Here is a 23,577-nt window from a genome sequence, read left to right on the forward strand (position 1 = left end):
CGATCCAGGGACAACATTGCCCCTTGACCGACTCTATACGAAAACTCAACAATCAGACAGCCGGTACCGGCTGTGCGCCAACCTCTTCGTCATCATGCTCCACCAGTTCATGTTTCTCCCAAGCTCTGCTCTTCCAGCGGAAGAACATAATGACCGCACGGGTCCACTCATCCGCCGCAATGGCAAGCCACACACCAGCAAGCCCCAGATGAAGCTGGAATATGAGCAGGTACCCCAGTGGCAGACTCATGCAGACCATGGAGATCAGACCCATGTATACCGGGAACTTCGCATCCCCTGCCGCACGCAGGGAACCAATGATCACAATATTGCAGGTACGCCCGGTTTCGAGCAAAAGACTGAGTAGAATCACTTGAGCCCCCAGCTTGATAATTTCCGGATTATCCGTAAAGATGCTCATCAGCGGCACACGGAAAAAAATGATGATTACATCAATGATGACTGTGGCCAGAAGCGCCCATTTTACACTGTCAAAAACACGTTTGTACGCATCATCTTTGCGTCGCGCACCCACAAGCCGACCTACAATGATCGATGTCCCCATACCAATCGCCATGCTGAACAAGTAGATATAGCTGGAGATGTTACCCGCATACTGCTTGGTTGCCATAGCTTCTGCGCCCAGATAGGTCACATACAGCGTGAACACGAGCTGGCAGGAATGATATACCATGGATTCCATCGCAGACGGAATGCCAATCCGCAGAATTTTGCCAATGAATTTCTTGGACAACTTAATGTAGTATTCGAAATCCACCCGTACCTCGCTCACACGATACAACAACCAGAAGAAGATCAGCAGGCAGATAAACCGACTCCCTACCGTAGAGATGGCTGCACCTTCCACCCCAAGCTTCGGCAGGCCGAAGTGACCAAAGATCAATGCATAGTTACCAACCACGTGAATCACGTTCATGAATACAGCGACGTACATTGTTTCTTTGGTGTAACCATGTGTACGAATCGTCGCAGCCAGGGCATTAATGAGTGCCTGGAGGAAGATCCCGCCACCGACGATATTTATATACGAACGGGCAAAATCATAAATTTCGCCTTGAATATTCAAGAGTGATAACAAATGTCCTCCGAATAGAAGAAAGATTCCGCTCAGGACCAGACCTACGATAAGGTTCAGCGTAATCGCATTACCTGTCACTTGTGCTGCTTCACTTAACTTTTTGGATCCAATATATTGTGCTACTACAATCGCAGCACCATGTCCAATGACTTCCAATACAAGGATAGCGATAGAAATAATCTGATTGGCTGCTCCAACGCCGGAGACCGCATTATCGGATACCGAGCTGAGCATGAGCGTATCCACGCTCCCCATCAACATAAATAAGAAGAGTTCCAGGAAAATAGGCCATGTCAGTCGAATCAGATTCAGATCCTTGGCATCAGAACGAAGGGACTCTTTGGTTGAGGATATTGCTGTCATTTTCTCACCTTTCCCATGTGGGCTTTAATTCTTAGGGTATGTTAGCACAGGTGGTTTGAAAATGCAGTAGTTTTGCGAAAAAAGTTGAAAGTTTTTTGTAATTCCATAAATAGGTATTTTCAGCGTTTTCATCTAGTCCCTTTTCCGTACGACTATCCAAGGTTTTAGAAGACAAAAAAGGCCCCTCCCCACTCGCTTTTAAGCAAGTGATGAAAGGACCTTCGACGCTCAACCTTTTAACCTTTAACTGAACCCGCAGCAATTCCCTCTACAATTCGATTACTCAGGATGAGAAAAGCAATCAGGATCGGCATAATGCTAATCATCAGCGTGGCACCAATGGCTCCCCAATCCGTTGTATATTGACCGATAAAGTTCTGTACCCCAACGTTCAGGGTCTTGTATGAATCCGTACTGATGAACGTATTAACAAAGATGAACTCATTCCAGTTATAGATCATGTTGATGATTGCCGTTGTGGAGATAACCGAAGCTGTCATCGGCAAGATAATTCGAAAGAAAATCCGATGCACGGAGCAACCATCCATCACAGCGGCCTCTTCCACTTCCCGAGGAAGTGCGTAGTAGAACCCGAGTAGAATCATAATGGTAATTGGCATATTAAAGGCAATATAAGACAAGATGACTGACAAAGGATGATCTGTGAGATGAAGCTTCAGGAACAAGCTGAACAGCGGGATCAACGTGGAGTGTACAGGGATCATCAGACCCACCATGAATAGCCCCAGCACCAGCGAACGACCCTTCCAGCGCATACGTGTAATGGCAAAGGTCACCAGACTGGCAAACAGCACGGTGACCACCACCGAGACCACGGTAATCCATACACTGTTGAAGAAGTACAAGCTGATATTTCCCTCTGTCCATACCTTGACATAGTTTTCCCAACGCGGGGTAGCAGGAAGGGAAAAAGGCGCCATGTCGAATACTTCCTGATTATTTTTAAGCGAGAATAACAGCAGCCATACCAAGGGTAAAATTTGCAGCAAAGCTACCAGGGACAAGAGGAAATACAGCAGAACATATCCAAATCTCCTTAACCAGGCCGAACCTCGGCTTGTCCCCGGGTAAGTTGGCAATCTAACGGCCGTATCCGTCTTCACCGGGATGGACCTCCTTTCATTTCACTAGGGCGTGTCTGGAAACTCCGAAGGTGGCAGATTTTGCCGAATTTTCGTTCCAAGCAAGGAAATTTTCCGCAGGCGTGCCGGGGCACGTCAAGGGAAAGTGACGCAGCAGGGGGCGAAAAGGCGGTAAAAGATGCACTTCAGCGAGTTTTCAGACACGAACTAGCGTCAGGAATACTGGATCGTATCTTTGGATGCCGTCGCTTTACGAAGCAGCCAGGTAACAAGCAGACAGATCAATAGCAGGAAGAACCCTACAGCACTGCCGTAACCAAAGTCGAAGCTACGGAACGCCTGACGATACATATAGGAGGCCATCACTTCGCTGGAGCCATTCGGTCCGCCATCGGTCATCACGTAGATGAGATCAAAATACTTGAGTGAGCCTACCACAGCCAGTACCACAGTCACCTTGATGACTTCAGTAATTAGCGGCAACTTGATTCGAAAAGCGATCTGCCAAGGGCTTGCCCCATCAATCCGGGCTGCTTCCACCAGAGATTCCGGAATATTTTTGAGGGCCGCATAATAGATCAAAATATAGAAGCCTGCATACTGCCATAGGATCGGTACGAACAGTGCATACAGCACCAGTGATGGCTCCGCCAGCCAAGCTGGCGGATTGCTGAAGCCGATCGCTTCCAGAAAGGTGTTCAGCACACCATTGCTGGGATGATAGATCTTCAGCCATAACTGAGCGATCGCGACCGAAGACAGCAGCATCGGGATCAAATATATTTTGCGGAACAGATTGGCACCCTTGATCTTGCCTGACAGCACCAAAGCAATCATCAGATAACCGATCAGACTCAGCGCAGAGAACAAAGCAAGCAAAAAAGTATGATTCGCACTCTGCCAGAATGTTCCGTCCTGAAGCAGTCTGGCGTAATTATCCAATCCAATAAAGGTCATTGCACCGATCCCGTCCCATTGCATCAACCCATAATACCCGGTGAGCACGATCGGGATGTATACCAAGACCAGCAGCAGAAGCAGTGCAGGAAGCACGTACAACGCAGCAACGAGACGGTTGGACATGACTTTGTCCATCACATTATCCTCCCTTCAAGCGTTCAAACGTGTGTACGTCAATTGCCTTTATCAATCGCAGCCTGATGATTCTTCACAAAGTCCTCCGGTGTAACCGCTTTGCCAAACAACGCCTGAATCATATCCAGATGTGCCTGAGCGGCTGCCGGTTTCATCTGTACGTCTGCAAAGAGCGTAAGGCTGCTGGCCTGATTCAATTCGTTCAGCAGGTCGATGTAGAGCTGTGGCAACTGTACTGCAGCCGTATCCACTTTGGTTGCCGGGATGACGCCTGCCTCAGTCACCGAACTCTCACCCCATTTTTCCACAAAGTATTGCACAAACTTCGCCGCTTCTTCCTTCACTTTGGAATTCTGGGCCACGAACAGCCCTACGCCTGGACCACCTACCCAGCTGTTAATATCGCTCTTGCCATCTTCCATCGTTGGGAATTTGAAAAATCCGATCTTGTCCTTGAACTCCTGTGGGATGTCCGGGTTAGTCGTGAAGTTTGGCAGTTCCCACGTACCCATCAGATACATGGCAGCCTTTTCGTTCATGAATTCGGATTTGCCCTCATCGTTGGACAACCCGTTGAAACCTTTGTTGAAGGCATTCATGTCCACCAGCTTTTGTACCTCGGCAGCAGCTTGAGTCAGAGCAGGATCGTCAAACTTGCCGGAGCCATTGATTGCCTTTTCCAGTGCATCTCCACCTAACCGATTTGCCAGATAAATATACCAGAGTGAGCCAGTCCAGCGGTCTTTATTGCCCAGTGCGATCGGAACCTCACCGTTCTCGGTCAGTGTCTTCAGCACACTCAGGAATTCATCGTACGTTGCTGGCGGCTGCAAGTTATATTTCGCAAAAATGGCTTTGTTATAATAAATGGGGGAGATATTCAACTCGATTGGTAGCGCATATGTTTTGCCGTCTATGGCATAAGCTTCTGTTGTTCCGGCTATGAATTTCTCGCCCAGCGAGTCGCTCAGCAGATCATCGACCGGTGCGAACAGGTTCCCCTTCACATAAGGCTCCAGAAATCCAGCAGCCCAAGTTACACCCACATCGGGAAGTTCATTGGATGCAGACAGGATTTTCAATTTGTTCTTGTATTGTTCATTCTCCAGCACTTCCTGCTTAATGGTCACATTCCGATGATCCGTCTGGTACTGCTTGATGATATCGTTGACCAATTTATTTTGCTGTGCAGAACTGCCTGCTGGCCAGAGGTGCATGAATTTGAGGGTTACTTTCCCATCTGTGCCGTTACTGCCCGTTTCACCCTCTTGATCCGAACTTGAACTGTTACATCCGGATAAAATTACGGCGAGAACCAGCGTCCATGACAGAAGAATGGCCATCGTCTTTTTGCTCATTATTCCAGACCCCCTTGGTTTTTTCGGTTAATGTAACCGCTTTAACCAAATTGTAGCACGGGCCTATTGCCTCTATAAGACCAGAACAATTTGGAAAAACTCCACTTTTTTGAGGTTATTTGTTATCTCGTTCAGATAGGGAATGCCGATATTTGCTTGGACTAAGCCCCTCAAGACTTTTAAATACCGTGATAAAATACTTATCCGTCTGATAACCCACCTGTTCCGCAATCTCCGAGATTGGCATCGTTGTCTGCACAAGCAACTCCTTTGCCCGCTGAATGCGTTTCCGGGTGAGGTATTCACTAAAATTGATGCCGATCTGTTCCTTAAACAATACGCTGAAGTAACTGGAGTTGAGATGGAGTAAATCAGCAATTTCACGCATGGTCACATGTTCACCCAGATGAGTATCCACATAGGCCAATGCTTCACTGATCTGGCTATTGAGCCTCTGTTCCCCGCGCTCCTTAACATCCAGCAACTTGGGGTCAACCATTTCTTGCATCGTTTGAATACGTCGCTGTTTTTCGCTGAACTTTAGGGCCTTTTCGACGGTCTGCAGCAACTGTTCCTTATCAATCGGTTTCAACATATACTCCACGACACCCAGCTTAATGGCCTGCTGAGCGTATTGAAAATCGGCATGTCCCGACATAATCAGGACAACAGGTTTGTTTGCAAAATGCTGAATGGCTTCAATGAGGGACAAACCGGAAAATTCCGGCATGCGAACATCCGTTATTAACAGATCTGCCGACTTTTTCTTGAGCCATTCGACAGCCTCGACGCCACTTTCTGCAGTCTGAATGTGATTTCGTCCTGCTGACCATCCTTCCAATGTTTTGCGAATACCCTCTCTTGTACGCGGCTCATCATCAACAATAAGAATCGTTTTGTCATGAATCATATTGCACCCTCCGTTCCCATGGGAATCTCAAAGCCAATGACGGTCCCTTCCCCAACCTTACTTGTTAAGGAGAGCTTGCACCGTTCGCCAAGTTGGCTGCCAAAGTAGAGCTTCAGCCGTCGATGTACGTTGATTAGACCTACACCTGTCCCCTTCTTGGACACAGCCGGCCCGCCATGTAAAGCATGAATAACAGATTGAAGTCGTGATTCATCCATACCCGGGCCATCATCCCGAACCTCAATGCGAACCAGATTCTTGTCGGTCGAAGCATCCACATGGATGCTTATCTTTCCAGGTCCCAGTTTGCTTTCAATGCCATGGAGGATCGCATTTTCCACCAAGGGCTGTATAAGCAGTTTGGGAATGGGGACCTTACGACCCGCATCACTCAATTGAATCTCCCATTGCATTCGATCCCCCAACCGCATCTGCATAATGCGAAGATACCGCTCTGCATGTTCCAGCTCGTCGGCAATCGTAACCCACTCATCCTGCTGAGAGCTGGAGATAATGTAACGAAACAATCGGGACATCGCCACAACCATACGTGCCATCTCCTCGTCTCCCTTTTCCTCCAGGGACCAATAGAACGCCTCCAGTGTGTTAAATAGAAAGTGGGGGTTAATCTGAGACTGCAACGCCTTCAACTCCGCCCGGGACTGCATGACTTCCTTCTCATGAACCACACGGGTCAATTCGTTCTGTCTGTAGACCATCTGGTTATACACGTTGTTGAGTTCATTAATCTCCATCGTTGCGCTGACCATTAGATTAGGTCTCATGGCTCCCGGTTGTGCACTGCGCATGGCCCGCATCAGGCGTATGAGCGGACGTGTAATCATCGTGGAGAGAAAGAAGGACATGATCAGGAACAGAACAACACCAATGATTCCCGAAACGAGAAGCGCCGTCCTCAGGATGGATACCCCTTCCGTTGTCTCCTGCAGCGGAGTCAGCACAGCAAGTGTCCATCCCGTTAATTCAGACTTTTGCCGGACGACGATATAGGATTCCTCCCCGTTCTGCACGACGGATTCGCTGTCCAATATGGCTTTTGGATCGAGATTAATCTCCAGATCAGAAGTCACCACCTCGCCTGCACCATCCAAGAGCATGATCGAGTCCTGCGAACCATCTGCCCCATTCGAATCATTGAGTTGAAAGAAACTGCGTTGCATCCGCACCACAATATAGCCTCCATGCTCAAAGGAATGTTCCAGCAGGTTAATGCGCCGAATAGCCAGAAGCACACCCGGATCTTCAGGGTCAGCGCCTGCCCATACCAGTCTGCCTTTGCCTTCGTCCGCCAGGCTGATCCAGTTGCGCTCCACTCTGAGATCGAGGGATCGGTCATCCATGGGAAAGATGCGGTTATAACCCGTAGTGTATATCTCCATACTCTGCGCGCCATTGATGAAAGACTGATAGCTGCCCGCAATCTGCAAGAGAGCTTGACGCTGATTAAAGGTGGCCGGGTTGCCTTGTTTCTCATCGCTGAGCAGACGCTGCACGTATGAATCATCCGCCACCTGAGCGGTCAGCGAATTCACTTGTGCAATGAGTGCATCCAATCTGCCACTGGCCTGGACGGCAGTTTGATGAATATGTTTCTCCGCATTGCTTTTTAGCAAAGCAGCTACCCGATCATAGGCCGATATGCCTGCGAGCAGCAGAACAACAAGCATCACCATAACAAAACCAATAAAGATTTGATTCCGAAGAGAGTTAAAATGTCCTTTTTTCCCGTGCAACTTCCCCATTCTCCTCTCTTTTTTGGCATGTAAAAGAACCCACCACCTTACGCCCGTGCTCTTGAAGACTGGGTACAGACGATGCCGGATTTATCTACGTATTCAGTTCCCCATATAAAATGAACGAAAGAATATTTACACTAGTCACTACGATGACAGATTAACCTTCCAATCGCTGTTATCCCCAGATTTTTTGATTCCCTTTTTAAAGGGGAAAATCCGGGGATAAAGGCGAGCATATGCTTCCGATGCAGCTTTCTTTCAGAAAGCTTTTAGCTCCGCTTTTTCAGGTTATTTCTGCCCTCTCCGTTCTCGTGCAAATGTTTAGTTCAATTTATATAGTTAAAGCGCTTGCATAATAAAACTCAATCTTCTTCTCTTCGTCTTTGTTTATCGATTAAACTAACGACTAAAAAATAGCATAGATTTACAGGTTAATCAATCCTTCTGACAGTTCCCAAACGTCAAATGACAAGGATCACAAAAGAGAGGGGACTCTTAGAGTCCACCTCTCTTGGTTCATATCCCATTCACACCTATTCTCTTCTTTAGCACATCTTCGGTTATTTTACAGACCCTTGTGTAACCCCGTTGATGATCCACTTCTGTGCAAACAGGTAGATGATAATCATCGGCAGCAACGCGAGCAGGTAGGATGCAAACGCAAGGTTAAACTCGGTATTGAACTGCCCTTGGAATACATACTGTACAAGCGGCAATGTGTACTGTCCCGGATCACTGATAATAATGAGTGGTAGCAAGAAGTCGTTGTACGTGGACAGACAGGTCAGAATACCAACCGTGGCACTGATTGGCGCCATGAGCGGGAAAATGATTTTCCAGAATGTGCCCCAGGTTGTTGCCCCATCCACAAACGCCGCTTCCTCCAGCGCTACCGGAATGGACCGGATGTATCCAACGTACACAAATACGTTAAATGCCAGGCCATATACCGTGTGCAGCAGGATCAGACCTACCAGATTTGTCATCTCCAGCGATGCGGTCAGTTTAACAATCGGCAGCATGATGATCGGGAACGGAATGAACATCGCGCTGACGAAGTAATAATAGAGTCCTTTGAAAAACTTGCGCTTCTCCATATTTCTCGCAATCGCATAGGCCACCATAGAGTTACTAAGTAACGTCAAAAGCACGGTTGAGGCGGTAACGATCGCACTGTTACGGAACGATTGGAAGAAGTTTGTCATGTCGATGGCTCTTGCGAAATTCTCCCAGTGAAGCGTTGTCGGAAGGGCAAAGACCGATTGGGCCATCTGCTCCGGATTTTTCAAAGCAATCGTAACGGTCATATACAATGGGAACAGGATAAACAGGGTACCCAGTACAACGAGCAGCATAACGAGCCAATTGATTCGTGTACGGCTTCTCATTACAGATCCATCTCCCTTCTTTGCAGGAACCGGATTTGCAGAATTGAAATCACCGCAATAACGATGAAGTAAATAACCGAGTTCGCAGATTGATATGCATATTCGCCGCCTTCAAATCCTCCGGTGTAGATCAGATGGGAGATGGACTGCGTCGCCCGTCCGGGACCACCATTGGTCAAGGCTACGATTTGGTCGAAGACCATCAGTGAGTTTTTCATCGCCAGCACCATATTAATGGTGAAGAACGGGGCAATAAGCGGGAAGGTAATACTCCAGAATTCACGCCATTTGCCTGCACCGTCGAGGTTGGATGCCTCGTACAGTGTCGTTGGTATCGTTTGCAGACCAGCCAAATACAGAATCGTATTCAGGGCCACGGATTGCCATACGGCAACAATGACGATACCGATCCAAGCCAGACTCTCGCTGCCGAGTATGTTCGTGGATAGCGCGTTGATGCCCAGATTTTGTCCCCAGATCGGGAATACGTTGGAGAACAGGTAGTTAAATATGTAACCTACAATCAGTACACTCAGAATATTGGGCAGGAAGTAGATGCCGCGGAAAAAGTTACGGAACTTAATCTTGGCATTCAGCCCGAGTGCAATGAGCAGGCTCAGAATATTGGTCAGGATCGTCACCACGATCGCGAATTTGAACGTAAACCAGTAGGCGTTACCTACATTGTCGTCCTGGAACAAGTTGAAATAGTTTTTGAAGCCAACAAAATCATACTCTTTCCCGAATCCATTATAATTCGTAAATGAATAATAGATGCCCTGGAGGGCCGGCAGTGTCATAAATACAAAGAACAATATAACCGCCGGAACCGTCATCCAGTAATAAGGTGCGATACGCTTGTTCATACTCCATCCTCCTTCAGACAAGGCTTAGCGCCGATTGGCAACCTTGTCCCATTCTTTGTCGAGTGTATCTAGATAGTTGTCGATGTTTTGGTTCTGCAAAAAGGACTGTACGATGGAATTCAGCTGCACCGCAGCCGGAATATAGTGATCGGGAAAGTCAATAACCTTGCCCTGCTCGATATAAGGCATCAATTCCTGTACCGCAGGATCATCCTGCTTCACATCTTCGACCGCAGAGAACAGCGTCTGTTCGTCAATGTATCTTCCGATATTTTCAGGCTTCAGCAGAAAAGCAATAAACGTCTCTGCCTGCTCGCGATTAGGTGTGTCCGCTGCAATCGTAAATAGGGAGTCGATCCCGTTCACCAGCTTGATCTTGCTTGCATCATTGCCCGTTGGGAACGGGAAGAAACCGATGTCTACATTCGGGTTCGCTTTGCGAATCTCCGAGATGGCCCAGGTTCCCTGGATGTACATGAAGGCTTCACCGTTAGCGAAAGCACGGTTACCGTCTGAATAGGCTTTACCAAAGTTATCGCCGTGACCGTACTTCATGAGCTCCAGCTGCTTCTCAGCTACCTCGCGGTACTTCTCCTTGAACGTAACTTTGTTATCGCGCCGTTCCTGATAGAAATCAATGCCGACCAGGTTGGAGGCCAGTGCATTGAACGGCAGGCTTGTCTGCCAGTCATCCTTGTATGTGAAATAAAATGGAATTTCGCCCGCATCCTTAATCTTTTGGGCAGTCGCGATTAGTTCATCCCACGTCTTGGGCACGTCCAAGCCCATTTCCTTAAACAGCGTCTTGTTGTACATGATGCCGTTTGCATTAGTCGCGTAAGGAATACCAGTCACTTCGTCCATGCCTGTGAGATCCTTCAGCATTTGTATGTAGTTCGGATCAATCGTCTGGAGCAGTGAACTGTCCGTCAGATTGGTGAAAATATCACTCTGGGCCAGAATGGAATAGGTGTCGGTTGCCCCCATGGCCATAATGTCCGGGATATCATTTTTGACAACACGTGTCTTCAATACAGTCTCCGCATCTGGCGGATTCACCTGTGTCACCTGAATATCGTCATTCTCCGCATTAAACGTTTTGATCAATTCGTCAAAGGTTGTTTTGGCTTCAGGCTTGTTCTGGAAAAATTCAATCTGCACTTTGCCATTCGCGCTATCTCCACTGGTACAGGAAGATAAAAGTACAGCCATCATTCCACACAGCAACATTGTCCCGAGAGCCTTGGTGAGCGTTGTTCTCATGTTGTACCTCCCTCAGCTTTAAAAATTGAACTAATGTGATTTACACGGTGTCACTCCGATTGCAGTACCATCTTCCGATCGTTGTTATCCCCAGATTTTTTTGATTTCCTTCCTCAAAGGGAAAATCCGGTGATAAACACGCACGCTTCGCTTCTTCAGATTGGTTCTGCACTCTCCGTGTTCGTGTATATCTTAGTTTCACTTTATATACGTAAAGATTTACCCATTCAGGTGGTGAAATAACCATTTGGTTAATCCTTCCACAAACTCATACTATGAGCGTTGGCTATACAAGCCTTTATTATTCCTAAAACGATTTCGGTAAAAATGAATCAAGGCATTTCTTCCCACGATTCGAATTGGGCATAACAAAAAGGACAATGGATGATATCCAATGTCCCTCATTTATTAAGCTAATATTCACCCACTGTAACGCTTTTATCCATGTTACGAACGTTCTGCTTTCGGCAAAGCATTGCGTAAACGTTTGGCCCGATAACTCTGATATGCACGAATCAACATGCCAATGATAATCATGACAACACCGATGTTAATTGCGACATCAGCGAGATTCAAAATCCCGCGTCCTGACGGAAATACGAGGAAATCCGTTACCCGGGCATAGATAAATCGATCGATCGCATTTCCTAAAGCCCCTCCGACCATAAAACCCGCGCCAGCTTGCATCCAGAAACCGCGAATCTCACCTTTACTCCGGTAATACAGCATGCCTGCTATGAACAGAACAGCAATCGCACCGAACAAACGCGCATTCCCCTGAAACATGCTGCCCGCCATTCCACTGTTCTCGTAATGCTGTAACTGCATGCCCGAGTTACCCAGTCTCATGACGTCGCCAACCTCCATATACATCCTCACTGCAATCTTGGTCCCCTGATCCACTAAAGTCACCAGCAGTGCTACAAAATAAAACAGCATCGTGCTTCTCCTCCTGCCTACTGAGCGCTAACTTATTTTAACTTTAAGAGTTTTGTATATTAGGTTACCTTCACTTTAACACAGCTGATGTACGGTCTCCAAATGAGCCATCCCCAGCCATACATATAGCGTCCAGTAACATGGTCCAGTCGCACTTGGAAGGTACTGTCCCCATTCATGTCGAATGTAGACATCAATCATATATGTAAAGGGGATGCCTGTAATTTGAACCTCACCATGATCGAAAAATTAAAGGAAATGAAACAGGAAGAATTAGAATCGGTATTTGCCACATTTGGTTCTGAAACGGCGCTTAACCTTGGCCTGCATCTGGTTGAAGAAGCGAAGCGTCGTTCACAGGCCGTGACCATCGACATTACCCTGAAGGGACATCGTCTCTTTTTGCATGCGATGGAAGGAACTCATCCCGACAACGAGGACTGGATTCGACGTAAAAACAACGTGGTGAATCATTTTTCCTCCAGTTCTTGGCATACCGCCCTGCGTTTGAGAAACGAGAACCAGACCCTTGAGCACAACTTCAATCTGCCTTCATCGGACTATGTACTGGCTGGTGGCGCTTTCCCGCTGATTCTCGAAAATGAGGGACAGGTCGGCACCATTACAGTATCGGGTCTGCCTGATGAGGAAGACCATGATCTGGTCACGACAGGAATTCGCTCGTTTTTGTTGCAGCAAGGGTAGATTAAACGTGTAAAAAAGCCCACCTGATCTATATAGTAGATAGGTGGGCTTTACTATCCAAAGCAACATGCTCAGGACGGATTTTTGCTTTTCATAATATGGTACACATTGCTAAAGCTGCCGGAGAGAATACCGGTAATCGGAAATATGGCCCAATTGATATCCCACCGTTGATATACAAAGCCTGTGAACAAGAAGATGGCTGTCGCCAGCGGCCATACAATCGCTTCCACGGCTCTCACAACCTTGACCTCCTGCTTCTTCTCTACCGTCAACTGGTGCTTCTCCAGCAAGTTTGTGTAAGCCCCCTGAATATTACCGTAATATACAAACAGGAATACTCCTACCCCAGCCATAACCATAAAGGCAGATACACCATAAGAGGCGTAGTTATCATTGATAGAAGAGGCTGCGAAAATAAACACAGGAGACAGAATGCACAGGCAGACACCCGTAATGATGGCTATACGGTAAGTTAGAGCAAAGCTCTCCCGACTATGCTGAATACTCATTTTAAGTGTATAAGGAAGTTGGAAGCCCTTCTCCATATAATTGAAGCGTTCCAGCTTCATACCGCTGTATATGAACATGCCTACCGCAATGGCAATCAATACGAACATGCCGATCAGGCCTAGTACAGCGCCCGTTTCCACCGAACGGTTTGCAGCTGAAATGGCATAATTCTCAAATAAGGCATCCATGAAAATTAGAAATGCCACACCTGACGCGCACAATAAAACACCCAGTCCAATCCAAAATCCAGCATTTCTCTTCGCAGTGGTATATGCGTAAATCTCTTCTTCCGTTAACACAGGTACTGTCTCTTCCGGGCTGACTGGCTGAATACCGAGTTCGGCTGTTAACTCCTCGATGTTACCAAATTCCGAGATCACAATGCCGATGGCTTCATTCTCCGACTTGCCTTCTCGCTTCAATTCCAGGTACTTATCTTCCATCCCCGAAAGGAGTTCCTGCTTCAGATGTTCCACCTCGGGTGTCTTCGGCAGACCAACAAACATGTTCTCCAGATACACCATAATTGTCTCCATTTTCCGTCACAACTCCCTGATAAATAGATTAACAACCTCCTGCGTAACCTTCCATTCCTCACACTTTTCTCTGTAATAGTCGAGGCCGGGCGGCGTAATCCGGTAATAGGTACGACGCTTCCCCAAACTATTCTCATCCAGGTAAAACGATTGAATATAACCGTTCTTCTCCAATCTGGTGAAGGCCGAGTATAAAGTCGTTTCCTTCATGACGTACTTTTCCTCTGTCAGCTGTCGGATGTTCTTGGAAATCTCGTAGCCGTACGACTCCCCTTCGAGCAGCATGTAGAGGATCAGCGTATCATTGTAGCCACGTATAACGTCACTGCTGATCACAAAAGATACTCCTCCTCGTTACTTCATCTGTCGTAGTAGTTGAAGTATAGCACAACTTACCACGACAGGTGAAGTAGTTATTCCAAAAATGGGCAATAAAAAATCCGTACCTATTACAGGTACGGATTCATCAGGAATGCTATGCTGTTCATTGAAATGCTAAGTCGCTCAATTATTGGATCGCTGAGAGAACGTCCAGAAGCATAGATTTGAACTTCGGCCGATCAATGGCTTCACAGACACGTACATTCGGCTCTTTGCCAAAACGTCCGTTAATATCAACCACACTGTATCCGCGTGTCAGCTCTCCTGCCGCTTCTACATCCACATAATATTGACCCGACTTGGTCATGATGGATTCATCCGCGGCTACAGCCATCAGCAACGTATCGGGATGAGTGGTGCCATTGAGTTTATGTACCGACTTGTTGAACTGCATAACCACTTTGTTAATGGCTGTAAAGAAATCGGCACCCGATGTACCGAGAGCGGCAATCTCTGCATGGTCGTCATCATCCATCACTGAATATTGCGTGCACATCTCCCAGCCAACCATTGTGATCGGAATGCCCGCATGCAGTACAATTTTCGCTGCTTCCGGGTCTACGTAGAAGTTATACTCCGCCGCCGGGGTGATATTGCCCAGTGCATTATTCGTTCCGCCCATGATGTACAGGTGGGCAATCTCCGGAATAATCGTGGGGTCTTTCTGAATCGCCATGGCAATATTGGTCAGCGGTGCAATTGCCAGCAGTTCAATTTCACCTGGATGTGCGTGCACCTTCTCAATGATAAAATCAACCGCATGCCCGCTCTCGGGACGCTGGTCCGCCTTCGGGAAATGCGCGCCGCCCATGCCGTCATCGCCATGCACGTCTTCCACTGTACGGTGCTGAGCTTTACCGTAGGCCATTAGCGGTCGCTCGCATCCTTTATACACAGGCACCTTGCCGCCATGTCCAGCAACCTGTACCGTGTACAAGGCATTTTCAACCTCTTGGTCGAATTGTACGTTACCGCCCGTAATGGTGATGCCTTCCACCTGAAAGTGATGCAATGCCGTCAGGATCGCAATCGTATCGTCTCCTGCGGTATCTGTATCTATGATGACTCTTCTCATGATGCCGCGCCCCTTCTTCCGTTTATATAGTACATTCTATAAAACACTATGTCTTATTTTACATTAAAAATGTACCGATGACGATGGAAACGCCGATGATAATTGAACGCAGCAGCTGCGCTACCGCCATATTTCCTCGTGCGATTTCATCGCAAACTCGCATTTTGGGCGTGAGGAAGTCAAATATAATATAGACCAGGCACAGCAAAATAATTCCAAACGCCGACCACAGCAGCATATCCAACCACGAATGCGTTGAGAAAGATACCATGCCCACAATAATACACAGTCCCAACAATTTGCTGCCCATGTACATGCCCGCCGCTTCGTTTCCTTTCGCGATCTCTTCACTATCGTTATACCGGGTCAATTTGCTAAAAGCGAAATATCCACATACCAATACCACTAGCAAAATGCCTATACCCACCACAACATTCAGCAAGTTCAATCCCAAGTTCTCCATTCCTTCTTCTCCTCCTCATCATTCATCCGTTCACGAACCGCAGCCGCGCAATAATAGGCCATATCTCCGGTTACTTTCTCCCCAACCCGTGGCAGCACTCCAGCCAAACGCCCACCGATAACAAATACCCCTGTAAGCAGATAACCGCTGTACGCTCCATTTTCCGTCTCAATCACGACCTGCTCCATCGGAACCAGCTGCTGATAGATTTTGGGCTGATTTTCGTAATAAGCTGTAATCTCTTCATCCTCGTCTGTTGTCGCAGTTGCACGATTGGATTCCAGCGTCTCGTTAAGAGGATGCTCCATATCCTGCTTTCCAAAGGCATTGTTCGTTCCTCCATCCAGCAAAAGAGTTCCTCTGCCTTCGCGCCCCCAATAGCTTTTGGCTACATATGGCATGGCGTTCAGATCGAAGGGTTCAGCTGAAAAATAGGTTGGCAGCAGATATCGGGAAATGACGTCCATCTCTGTATCATCAAAGAGGGTAAACCCGCAATATTCCGGGGTTTGCTCATTACGCTCGTAGAGCGACCAGATCGCTGCCATGAAGCCTTTGCTCTGCATCAGCACATGCTGAACGGGATTCATCAGGCCTAGCCGTCCTTCCCGTACAAGTTCAAGTAACGCAGCGCCAATGTCCACGCCTGTCGTCTCATCCCGATCATCGATCAGATATTCCAGTGGATAGAGGCGGTAGAGCAGATTAATCTCCCGACCTTTATGGTAAAGCGCCTCTCCCGGAACAATCTCCAGTTCATCAAGTGGAGCATAGAAAACCTCGTATCCCGCTTCCTGACATCGTCTCATCAGGTATTCCGTATTTGTTCGATCTTCGACATGTTCACCAAAAGAAGTGAACGTCACCGGACCCTGCAATCCTTGCTCTGCATAGAATTCCAGCCATATCTTGAAACACGCCTGAATACGTGCATCCATCTCGGCAGATGGTGCAGTCAACGCGGCAGGCTCAGCAAGACCGACCAGGATATTTTCCAATGCAGCAGCCTCCGGTATGCCCGTTGGAGTGTCCGTATTATTTTCAATACACTTGGGCCCAGCTTCTCCGATAATCCAGTCCTGACGGGTAATGCCTCCAGTCACCATCTCCATGCGTGCCGCCGGGATAATCCCGGGATGGATACCCAGCTGATGCTCCAAAAAGGAATCCGGCATATATTGCTGGATAAATCGCATCACTTTACAGTAAATGCCGTCTACCGCCTCGGCTGCGGTACGCAGCTCTTCTACCTCCGAGGGAGAATAGACCGTCAATGCAGGCACGCAATATTGCTTCCCGTACATTCGATGGTATGGAATCTGTTGTTCCGTTTCGCCCTGAAATACTTCTTCGTGACTAAACGGCAGTTGAACCACTTGTCTCATCCGGTTATCCTCCCGAACTGCGGAAGAAGCTACCGAAGCCGCTTGATTTGGACTTGGATTTGCTATAGGAGCTGTTACTGTCCTTGTTGCTTCGATACGACGACCCACCGTAGTAATAGTGTCCACTGCTGGAATCATATTCACATCCGGTATCATACTCCGGGTCACATTCATCATTGTTGCTGCCACAACCGGATAACACGGCAGGAACCGCCAGCATCAGGGAGAAAGCAACCAGCTTTGCTTTTGATCCGGGTTTCGATGCTTGCCCCCGCTCTTGCTCACTCATTACAGATCCACCTCTTTCATATAAAACAACACTTTCTTGCGATCCGCATCCAGGACGGAATACAGGAACTCATACGTCTTGCCACCGTGAACCATGTAATGGTCCAGCAGTTGCTCGGCAAGCTCCATCGTATAGGTGGATGACGCTGTGAGCTCCAACTCCTGAAACGAACTTCCATTCCACAACATATACTCTGCGCTGTACATGGAAGACATTTTGCACATGGCCAGCGCAGCATCCGCAATGGCTGCACCGTACTTGTCCGACATCTGTTGCTCATACGCCGTTACGTATACCGCATGTTCCCGTCCATCCTGGCATTCATTGGACAGATGCGCCCAGAGTTTATTTTTTACCAAGGTAGCATCCACCAGTTTGCGCATGAACAGTTCATCTCGTGTGACTGATGTCTGTTCCAGCACCCCCGTCTCCGCCTGTCGATCATCCGACCAAGTCCGATACGTCAATGAATAATAGATACCGATAACCTCCCTTTTTGCGAGCTCTTAGGTGAGCCGTTTCAATTCATACAAACGTATTTAACGCATGTGAAGGTAAAAAGTTCCACTAGTGAATCAATTTCACAATACCTTTAGCTGCTTCAATCAAGTTGACGATGCTACATCCGTGCTTTAACGCTCTCTTGGCTAACACAAAACGTATGGTATTTAACCCCGGTCAAAAAGGCCGGAAATGATTCTCCGACCTCGCTTGTTCCATCTTATGCTCATGCCATTCTGACTTATAACTCAGCCCACTGCGCCAATATATCATTATATTCAGCGGACAATTGCTCGCGATCATTCCAGATTTGTTCCAGTTCAACCGGATTGTTCTGTACGGATTCCAACTGTTGGTCCAGTGCCTGAATCTGTGCCTCAAGACGAGCTAACGTCTGTTCCAGCTTCTCCGCAGACTGGTTGTTGCCATTGCTACTTCTATGATTCGATGCAATTGCTGCCGAAGGAGTCAACGCCTTGCTTGATCCTGTGGAAACTTCATGATCACGACTTCCATCGGTAGCCGTAACAGTGGAACCGTTCAATGTCGAGGTTGCTTCTGGTTTCTTCCCTGATCTGGCAGTTCCGCCGGGAGCAGACGTTAAACCTGACTTCATCTCTGACTTGGCACTCCCACGAGAAGAAACTCCCACTCCTGCTGTAGCCTGAGTTGTCGCCGCCGCACGAGCTTGCAGTTCAAGCTTCTTCTCCCGATATGCCTCATAGTCTCCCAGATAAGCGGTCATCTGACCGTCCTCCAGTTCCCAGACACGGGAGGCGAGGCGATTGACGAAGTACCGATCATGTGAGATAGCAAGTACGGTTCCTTCAAAATCAACCAGCGACTCTTCCAGCGCTTCTCTGGATGCGATATCCAGATGGTTGGTTGGCTCATCGAGCAGCAGTACATTGGGTTTGCGTTGCACCAGCAGAGCCAAACGCAGGCGCGTCCATTCCCCGCCGGATAACTGTCCCACTGAGCGGAATACATCCGCTCCATAGAACAGGTATCGAGCCAGAATCCCGCGTGCTTCGCCTTCCTCCACGCCCGCTTCCAGACGGAAGTATTCAAGCACATTCAGCTTCGGATTCGTAGGTTCCTCCTGTTGAGCCAGATACCCTACATCCACGCGTGCACCCCACTCCAGCTTGCCCGTATTGGGTTGCTCGTCTCCAAGCAACAGCTTGAACAGGGTCGTCTTGCCGGAACCATTGCGGCCAATGAGTGCAATTTTATCCCCATATTCCAACAGACCCGAGATTCCGCGCAGGATTTCGCGCTCACCATAGCTCTTCTCGACCTGTTCCAATACCGCTACCCGTTTGCCCGTTCGATCCGTAGGACGAACATCGAACTCGGCATTGCGGCGCTCCAGCACAGGACGCTTCACCTGTTCCATCCGCTCGATTGCTTTACGCATCGAAGCCGCCCGTCTGAAGAACTTTTCATTCCCACCAATTCGGCCCCATTCCTCCAGTTGGCGGATCGTTTCTTTCATTTTTTTGATCACCTTCTGCTGCTCCTTGAACTCCTCGAATTGCTGCAACAGCCGTTGTTCCTTCACTTTCATATATTCCGTATAACCGCCAGCAGACGTTTCCGCTTCTCCATCCTCCAGCTCCAGTGTTCGATTCACTACCCGATCGAGAAAATACCGATCATGCGAGATCAGGACAATGGTGCCGGGATATTCACGTAAAAATCCTTCCAGCCACTCGACCCGCTCCAGATCAAGATGGTTCGTTGGCTCATCCAGCAATAACAGATCAGGTCTTACGATTAGCTGCGAGGCCAGCACCACCCGAGTCTGCTCCCCACCGGACAAGGAACCGAAGTGCCAACCATAGTGTGCCTTGGCGATATCCAAACCGTCCGCCACCTGATCGATCCGGGCATCCATTTCGTATCCACCCTCACGCTCGAACTGGTCTTGCAGTGCCGCATAACGTTTCAACAAGCGCTCCAATTGATTAGGGTCTGCTGCACATGCTGGATCGGACATCTGCTGCTCCATTTCCTTCATTTGCGTGCGACATATCATAAGCTCCTTGAATCCAAGACTCAGTACATCCAGTACGGTATGTTCATCCAATCCTTCTGGAACCTGAGCCACATATCCCATTCGTGTATCTTTCTTGATCATCAATTGCCCTTCATCCGGCTTGTTCAGTCTTGCCATCAGGCGCATAAGTGTGGTCTTGCCGCTTCCGTTACGGCCGATCAGGGCGACCTTGTCACCTTCCATAATTTCAAACGTAATGCCATCCAGCACCAGATGTGCTCCGTGGTATTGAGTCAGTTGTTGCGCGCTAATCATCATCATAATAAGGTTCCTCCTATGGTATGGAAGATCCTGACCGCAACACAAAAAGAGCCGCAGGAGGTTAGCTCCGCGGCCCTTCAGAATTCAAGCAATATCGCTTATCGTCCGAATGAGGTCAAGGCAGGCATCTTCTCGCAAATGTTAACTTCCGTATATTCAAAATTGGACAGACTTCTCCCGTTGGTCAGAAAAGTATGAACAATGCCAGCCATAGCAATCGGCAGCTGGCTAATACGGTTGTTAAGCATCTCGTGATTCACCTGTCTTCACCTCCCTTGTCATAATTAATGTCAATATATCACAGACGAATGCATTCCTGCAACCATCCCATCACCTGATTCAATCTTACTGTATAAAGGTTTCATTCTTCCGCTTAATTCCTGCCCCGTCGCCGAAGCACCACATCCCTGATCGCCACCGTAATGAGTGTTAACATTCCCGCGGTACCCAGCGATACGCCAAGCAGGGCATATCCGATGCCGTTCCACCCGCCAATATCGATGCTGATCATGATTACAACGGCACCGCTGAGCAAGGCCACACATGGCAATATATACTGAACCCATGTCATTCGCCGTCCTTGTAAACGGTAGATCAACCATTCAATCAGCAATAATGCGACCCAAACAAGGAGTGTCAATATAATAAGACCTTTCACTCATGCTCCCCTCCCTCACACATTCTCCCAATACATATTGACGCTGAGCATTCTGATACGTGTAGAGTTTATCACATAATGAAGCCCACCATTCACAAGAGATGAAGTTCGTGAATGGTAGGCTTCAAGGGGGCTCCGAGAGATGAAATGGGAGTCGTTCTTATGGTGACTTGCAACAGCGACCAGGTTTAGTAAAGGCTCACACTTTCAGCCTTACGCTGCTCATAACGCAGTCCTTTATACAAGTCTGCCTTGCCCACGGAATTGAACAGATTCATTTTATAACGAATGACGTTTTGAGCCTCAACAATGCAGTCTGGGTAAATGGCATTTGGGTCCCATAATTCCGTGGTGCTTAGAATTTCACGGGCCTTTTTGAAGTATGCATGTTTCATATCGCTGGAAATATTGATTTTACATATCCCCAACTGAACGGAGTCGGAGACCTCCTGATCAGGGTTTGCGGACCCCCCGTGCAGAACGAGAGGGATGTCTACCAATTGATTGATTTCTCTCAGAATATCCATTTGCAACTCCGGTTTAATATGTTTGGGATATATGCCATGGGCTGTACCGATGGCCACCGCCAATGTATCGATACCCGTACGTGCCACAAAATCTTCCGCCTGGGCCGGATTCGTGTAAGTTACTACGGATACACCGCCCTCGATAGAATTACCGGTCTGCCCAATCGTCCCCAATTCCCCCTCAACAGATACGCCGACGGAGTGTGCAAGCTCCACCGCCTGTTTAGTAATAGCCACATTGTCTTCATAAGGGAGCAGAGAACCGTCAATCATGACAGAAGTAAATCCACACTTGATCGCCCGGATGATATCAGCAATGGACCCACCATGATCAAGATGGATCACCAGTGGAACATGGCTGGCATGTGCACGCTGGCTGGCATATGCGAAAAATTCATCCGTCAAAAATTCAAGCTCCGTCGGGTGAATGGCGATGATTGCCGGGGAATTGGAATGCTCCGCCTCCTCAATCACAGCTCTCAAAAATGTACTGTCTGCCACGTTAAATGCTCCCACCGCGAATTGGTGTTCCTTGGCTACTTTAAGCAGCTCCTTCATCGTAATCAACATGAAACACATCTCCTTTAGATTGGTTTAATAAAATGTAAGCGCTATCTATATGGCGGGTATTACTCCACTTTGAACACAATGTCATCGAAGGTTACGCTTTCGTCTTCGGTATCGTCGAATTCTTCATCCATCGCCGTAACTGGCTTCTTTAATAAAGATAAGGTTACACCACAGATTCCGGTTCCAATGAGAAGAGACAACATAAACAGCCATGGATGGGTGAAGAGGGGTACAACGAATAATCCCCCATGTGGCACCGGAGCCTCAACGCCCCAGATCATAATCAATCCACCAGCTACCGCTGAGCCGATGACACAGGAAGTCACCACCCGGATCAGATCCCTTGCCGCAATCGGAATGACACCCTCCGTGACCATGCAGATTCCCATCGGGAATGCGGCCTTTAACGATTCTTTTTCTGCTGCCGTATATTTGTTTCTCGTCAGGAAATACGATAGGGTAATCCCTAATGGTGGAATAATGGAGCCGACAAACTTGACAGCCTCAGGCCCATAGATACCTTGGACTAACATCCCATCAGCAAACAGTGACATCGTTTTATTCACAGGTCCTCCGAAGTCAAAGGTGGCCATCAAGCCCAGAATGGCACCTAAAACAAATTTGGACCCCCCCTGCATCGATTCAAGCACCTGGGTAAGACTGTCCTGTAACCAGACAATTGGCTGACCAATGACAAGAAAGATACCTAAACCAGAGATCAATGTAGCCAGAAACGGAATAACGAGAACAGGCATTAATCCTTGCATGGACTTTGGCAGCTTCACATATTTACGGATACCGAGTACGACATAACCCACCAGAAATCCGCCCAGCAGCCCACCAATGAACCCCGCTTGAATCTGACTGCATATAAAACCAACAATTAATCCTGGAGCAATTCCGGGACGGTCCGAGATCGAATAAGCAATCGCTGCGCAAATTAAAGGGACAACCAGCCCCATGCCCCAACCGCCGATTTGGTTAATCATATACGGAATCGTACCTTCCGCCTTGCCCACATCGGCTCCTCCCAGAATTTGTCCCAGCGCGATACACAGCCCTGAAGCAACGATCAAAGGAATCATATAGGAAATACCTGTTAACAGATGACCTTTGATGACTGAACCTGCGTGATTGGATTTTGCGCTCATCGCCCTGCCTCCCTTGTTATGAGGATACCCCTAAAGACTGCTCCACCTTTTCAATGAATTTAATCGGGGCTTTAATGACCGTCTCGGTTTTGACTCGAATGATCCGTTTGCCTTTGAACCTTTCTTCTCCACCGATTTTGATATCTGCAGCCACAATGACAACATCAGCTGCCCCGATCTCTTCCCTGGAAAGCTCGTTTTCTGTTCCTATGGTGCCTTGGGTCTCTACTTTGATCTCATGACCACGCGCTTTTGCACCTTTGATCAATTTTTCCTTGGCAATATACGTGTGGGCAATACCAGCAGTGCACGCGGCTACGGCTACAATGTTCATCAGAATCCCTCCAAATGATGTATTG

24 protein-coding genes are annotated in these 23,577 nt (G+C 48.0%); 1 reads left to right on the forward strand and 23 read right to left on the reverse strand.

The features are described 5' to 3' along the window. Positions 1 to 52: 52 nt before the first annotated feature. The 10 genes from IFU39_RS23435 to lspA all read right to left on the reverse strand — a co-directional run bounded on the left by IFU39_RS23435 (position 53) and on the right by lspA (position 12,141). On the reverse strand, positions 53 to 1,462 hold the full coding sequence (locus tag IFU39_RS23435; protein WP_091012600.1) for an MATE family efflux transporter: 1,410 nt from the start codon (positions 1,460 to 1,462) through the stop codon (positions 53 to 55). A gap of 236 nt (positions 1,463 to 1,698) precedes the next feature. Next, complete coding sequence (locus tag IFU39_RS23440) at positions 1,699 to 2,562, reverse strand: carbohydrate ABC transporter permease (RefSeq protein ID WP_192135422.1); 864 nt, start codon at positions 2,560 to 2,562, stop codon at positions 1,699 to 1,701. Between the two features lie 216 nt (positions 2,563 to 2,778). After that, a complete protein-coding gene (locus IFU39_RS23445; RefSeq protein WP_036606643.1) occupies positions 2,779 to 3,660 on the reverse strand; it encodes a carbohydrate ABC transporter permease in 882 nt (293 codons plus the stop codon). A 38-nt stretch (positions 3,661 to 3,698) separates the two neighbouring features. Then, positions 3,699 to 5,018, reverse strand: a complete 1,320-nt coding sequence (locus IFU39_RS23450) for an extracellular solute-binding protein (RefSeq protein WP_192135161.1) — start codon at positions 5,016 to 5,018, stop codon at positions 3,699 to 3,701. A gap of 115 nt (positions 5,019 to 5,133) precedes the next feature. Beyond that, on the reverse strand, positions 5,134 to 5,928 hold the full coding sequence (locus IFU39_RS23455; RefSeq protein WP_192135164.1) for a response regulator transcription factor: 795 nt from the start codon (positions 5,926 to 5,928) through the stop codon (positions 5,134 to 5,136). Continuing rightward, complete coding sequence (locus IFU39_RS23460; RefSeq protein ID WP_244661089.1) at positions 5,925 to 7,682, reverse strand: cache domain-containing sensor histidine kinase; 1,758 nt, start codon at positions 7,680 to 7,682, stop codon at positions 5,925 to 5,927. Before IFU39_RS23460 ends, IFU39_RS23455 begins: the two co-directional genes overlap by 4 nt. Before the next feature lie 563 nt (positions 7,683 to 8,245). Next, complete coding sequence (locus IFU39_RS23465; RefSeq protein WP_105600348.1) at positions 8,246 to 9,073, reverse strand: carbohydrate ABC transporter permease; 828 nt, start codon at positions 9,071 to 9,073, stop codon at positions 8,246 to 8,248. Further along, complete coding sequence (locus tag IFU39_RS23470; RefSeq protein ID WP_091012591.1) at positions 9,073 to 9,939, reverse strand: carbohydrate ABC transporter permease; 867 nt, start codon at positions 9,937 to 9,939, stop codon at positions 9,073 to 9,075. The genes IFU39_RS23465 and IFU39_RS23470 overlap by 1 nt, the downstream gene beginning before the upstream one ends. A gap of 24 nt (positions 9,940 to 9,963) precedes the next feature. Further along, complete coding sequence (locus IFU39_RS23475) at positions 9,964 to 11,154, reverse strand: ABC transporter substrate-binding protein (RefSeq protein WP_373419802.1); 1,191 nt, start codon at positions 11,152 to 11,154, stop codon at positions 9,964 to 9,966. 495 nt (positions 11,155 to 11,649) lie between these two features. Then, on the reverse strand, positions 11,650 to 12,141 hold the full coding sequence (gene lspA / locus IFU39_RS23480; protein ID WP_091012590.1) for a signal peptidase II: 492 nt from the start codon (positions 12,139 to 12,141) through the stop codon (positions 11,650 to 11,652). A gap of 237 nt (positions 12,142 to 12,378) precedes the next feature. Here lspA and IFU39_RS23485 point away from each other — a divergent pair, with 237 nt between their 5' ends. After that, complete coding sequence (locus IFU39_RS23485; protein ID WP_091013234.1) at positions 12,379 to 12,846, forward strand: heme-degrading domain-containing protein; 468 nt, start codon at positions 12,379 to 12,381, stop codon at positions 12,844 to 12,846. Positions 12,847 to 12,917: 71 nt separating this feature from the next. Here the strand turns inward: IFU39_RS23485 and IFU39_RS23490 are convergent, their stop codons facing one another. From IFU39_RS23490 to IFU39_RS23550, 13 genes are all read right to left on the reverse strand, one after another. Beyond that, positions 12,918 to 13,895 carry a permease prefix domain 1-containing protein gene (locus IFU39_RS23490; RefSeq protein WP_105600349.1) on the reverse strand — a complete coding sequence of 326 codons (978 nt, stop codon included), beginning with the start codon at positions 13,893 to 13,895 and terminating at the stop codon, positions 12,918 to 12,920. 6 nt (positions 13,896 to 13,901) lie between these two features. Then, complete coding sequence (locus IFU39_RS23495; protein WP_105600351.1) at positions 13,902 to 14,231, reverse strand: PadR family transcriptional regulator; 330 nt, start codon at positions 14,229 to 14,231, stop codon at positions 13,902 to 13,904. 172 nt (positions 14,232 to 14,403) lie between these two features. Continuing rightward, complete coding sequence (locus tag IFU39_RS23500) at positions 14,404 to 15,351, reverse strand: nucleoside hydrolase (protein WP_036671600.1); 948 nt, start codon at positions 15,349 to 15,351, stop codon at positions 14,404 to 14,406. A gap of 58 nt (positions 15,352 to 15,409) precedes the next feature. After that, positions 15,410 to 15,814 (reverse strand): DUF350 domain-containing protein, encoded by a 405-nt coding sequence (locus IFU39_RS23505; RefSeq protein WP_091012588.1) that lies wholly within the window; start codon positions 15,812 to 15,814, stop codon positions 15,410 to 15,412. Next, complete coding sequence (locus tag IFU39_RS23510) at positions 15,796 to 17,199, reverse strand: glutathionylspermidine synthase family protein (RefSeq protein WP_192135168.1); 1,404 nt, start codon at positions 17,197 to 17,199, stop codon at positions 15,796 to 15,798. The genes IFU39_RS23505 and IFU39_RS23510 overlap by 19 nt, the downstream gene beginning before the upstream one ends. A 4-nt stretch (positions 17,200 to 17,203) precedes the next feature. After that, positions 17,204 to 17,488, reverse strand: coding sequence for a hypothetical protein (locus IFU39_RS23515; protein ID WP_192135170.1), 285 nt, complete (start codon positions 17,486 to 17,488; stop codon positions 17,204 to 17,206). Then, entirely contained in the window at positions 17,488 to 17,955 is a 468-nt protein-coding gene (locus tag IFU39_RS23520) for a hypothetical protein (RefSeq protein ID WP_192135172.1), read from the reverse strand. Before IFU39_RS23520 ends, IFU39_RS23515 begins: the two co-directional genes overlap by 1 nt. A gap of 275 nt (positions 17,956 to 18,230) precedes the next feature. Next, positions 18,231 to 20,312, reverse strand: coding sequence for a ribosomal protection-like ABC-F family protein (abc-f, locus tag IFU39_RS23525; protein WP_192135174.1), 2,082 nt, complete (start codon positions 20,310 to 20,312; stop codon positions 18,231 to 18,233). A 98-nt stretch (positions 20,313 to 20,410) separates the two neighbouring features. After that, positions 20,411 to 20,572, reverse strand: a complete 162-nt coding sequence (locus IFU39_RS23530) for a hypothetical protein (RefSeq protein WP_017691697.1) — start codon at positions 20,570 to 20,572, stop codon at positions 20,411 to 20,413. Positions 20,573 to 20,685: 113 nt separating this feature from the next. Beyond that, on the reverse strand, positions 20,686 to 20,970 hold the full coding sequence (locus IFU39_RS23535; RefSeq protein WP_192135176.1) for a YesK family protein: 285 nt from the start codon (positions 20,968 to 20,970) through the stop codon (positions 20,686 to 20,688). A 188-nt stretch (positions 20,971 to 21,158) separates the two neighbouring features. Then, on the reverse strand, positions 21,159 to 22,067 hold the full coding sequence (locus IFU39_RS23540) for a ketose-bisphosphate aldolase (protein ID WP_192135178.1): 909 nt from the start codon (positions 22,065 to 22,067) through the stop codon (positions 21,159 to 21,161). A gap of 59 nt (positions 22,068 to 22,126) precedes the next feature. After that, entirely contained in the window at positions 22,127 to 23,218 is a 1,092-nt protein-coding gene (locus IFU39_RS23545; protein ID WP_192135181.1) for a PTS fructose transporter subunit IIC, read from the reverse strand. A gap of 16 nt (positions 23,219 to 23,234) precedes the next feature. Beyond that, positions 23,235 to 23,552, reverse strand: a complete 318-nt coding sequence (locus IFU39_RS23550) for a PTS fructose transporter subunit IIB (protein WP_124116715.1) — start codon at positions 23,550 to 23,552, stop codon at positions 23,235 to 23,237. Positions 23,553 to 23,577 lie beyond the last annotated feature (25 nt).

It is taken from the genome of Paenibacillus sp. CFBP 13594 (assembly GCF_014842675.1).
GTDB classification, from domain to species: domain Bacteria; phylum Bacillota; class Bacilli; order Paenibacillales; family Paenibacillaceae; genus Paenibacillus; species Paenibacillus amylolyticus_B.

What these genes read in the sequence shown, in the direction of transcription:
- IFU39_RS23435 (WP_091012600.1), bottom strand. Translation starts at nt 1,462, where the DNA reads ATGACAGCAATATCCTCAACCAAAGAGTCCCTTCGTTCTGATGCCAAG.
- IFU39_RS23445 (WP_036606643.1), bottom strand. Translation starts at nt 3,660, where the DNA reads ATGGACAAAGTCATGTCCAACCGTCTCGTTGCTGCGTTGTACGTGCTT.
- IFU39_RS23450 (WP_192135161.1), bottom strand. Translation starts at nt 5,018, where the DNA reads ATGAGCAAAAAGACGATGGCCATTCTTCTGTCATGGACGCTGGTTCTC.
- IFU39_RS23455 (WP_192135164.1), bottom strand. Translation starts at nt 5,928, where the DNA reads ATGATTCATGACAAAACGATTCTTATTGTTGATGATGAGCCGCGTACA.
- IFU39_RS23465 (WP_105600348.1), bottom strand. Translation starts at nt 9,073, where the DNA reads ATGAGAAGCCGTACACGAATCAATTGGCTCGTTATGCTGCTCGTTGTA.
- IFU39_RS23470 (WP_091012591.1), bottom strand. Translation starts at nt 9,939, where the DNA reads ATGAACAAGCGTATCGCACCTTATTACTGGATGACGGTTCCGGCGGTT.
- IFU39_RS23475 (WP_373419802.1), bottom strand. Translation starts at nt 11,154, where the DNA reads ATGATGGCTGTACTTTTATCTTCCTGTACCAGTGGAGATAGCGCGAAT.
- lspA (WP_091012590.1), bottom strand. Translation starts at nt 12,141, where the DNA reads ATGCTGTTTTATTTTGTAGCACTGCTGGTGACTTTAGTGGATCAGGGG.
- IFU39_RS23485 (WP_091013234.1), top strand. Translation starts at nt 12,379, where the DNA reads ATGATCGAAAAATTAAAGGAAATGAAACAGGAAGAATTAGAATCGGTA.
- IFU39_RS23490 (WP_105600349.1), bottom strand. Translation starts at nt 13,895, where the DNA reads ATGGAGACAATTATGGTGTATCTGGAGAACATGTTTGTTGGTCTGCCG.
- IFU39_RS23500 (WP_036671600.1), bottom strand. Translation starts at nt 15,351, where the DNA reads ATGAGAAGAGTCATCATAGATACAGATACCGCAGGAGACGATACGATT.
- IFU39_RS23505 (WP_091012588.1), bottom strand. Translation starts at nt 15,814, where the DNA reads ATGGAGAACTTGGGATTGAACTTGCTGAATGTTGTGGTGGGTATAGGC.
- IFU39_RS23510 (WP_192135168.1), bottom strand. Translation starts at nt 17,199, where the DNA reads ATGAGACAAGTGGTTCAACTGCCGTTTAGTCACGAAGAAGTATTTCAG.
- IFU39_RS23515 (WP_192135170.1), bottom strand. Translation starts at nt 17,488, where the DNA reads ATGAGTGAGCAAGAGCGGGGGCAAGCATCGAAACCCGGATCAAAAGCA.
- abc-f (WP_192135174.1), bottom strand. Translation starts at nt 20,312, where the DNA reads ATGATGATGATTAGCGCGCAACAACTGACTCAATACCACGGAGCACAT.
- IFU39_RS23540 (WP_192135178.1), bottom strand. Translation starts at nt 22,067, where the DNA reads ATGTTGATTACGATGAAGGAGCTGCTTAAAGTAGCCAAGGAACACCAA.
- IFU39_RS23545 (WP_192135181.1), bottom strand. Translation starts at nt 23,218, where the DNA reads ATGAGCGCAAAATCCAATCACGCAGGTTCAGTCATCAAAGGTCATCTG.
- IFU39_RS23550 (WP_124116715.1), bottom strand. Translation starts at nt 23,552, where the DNA reads ATGAACATTGTAGCCGTAGCCGCGTGCACTGCTGGTATTGCCCACACG.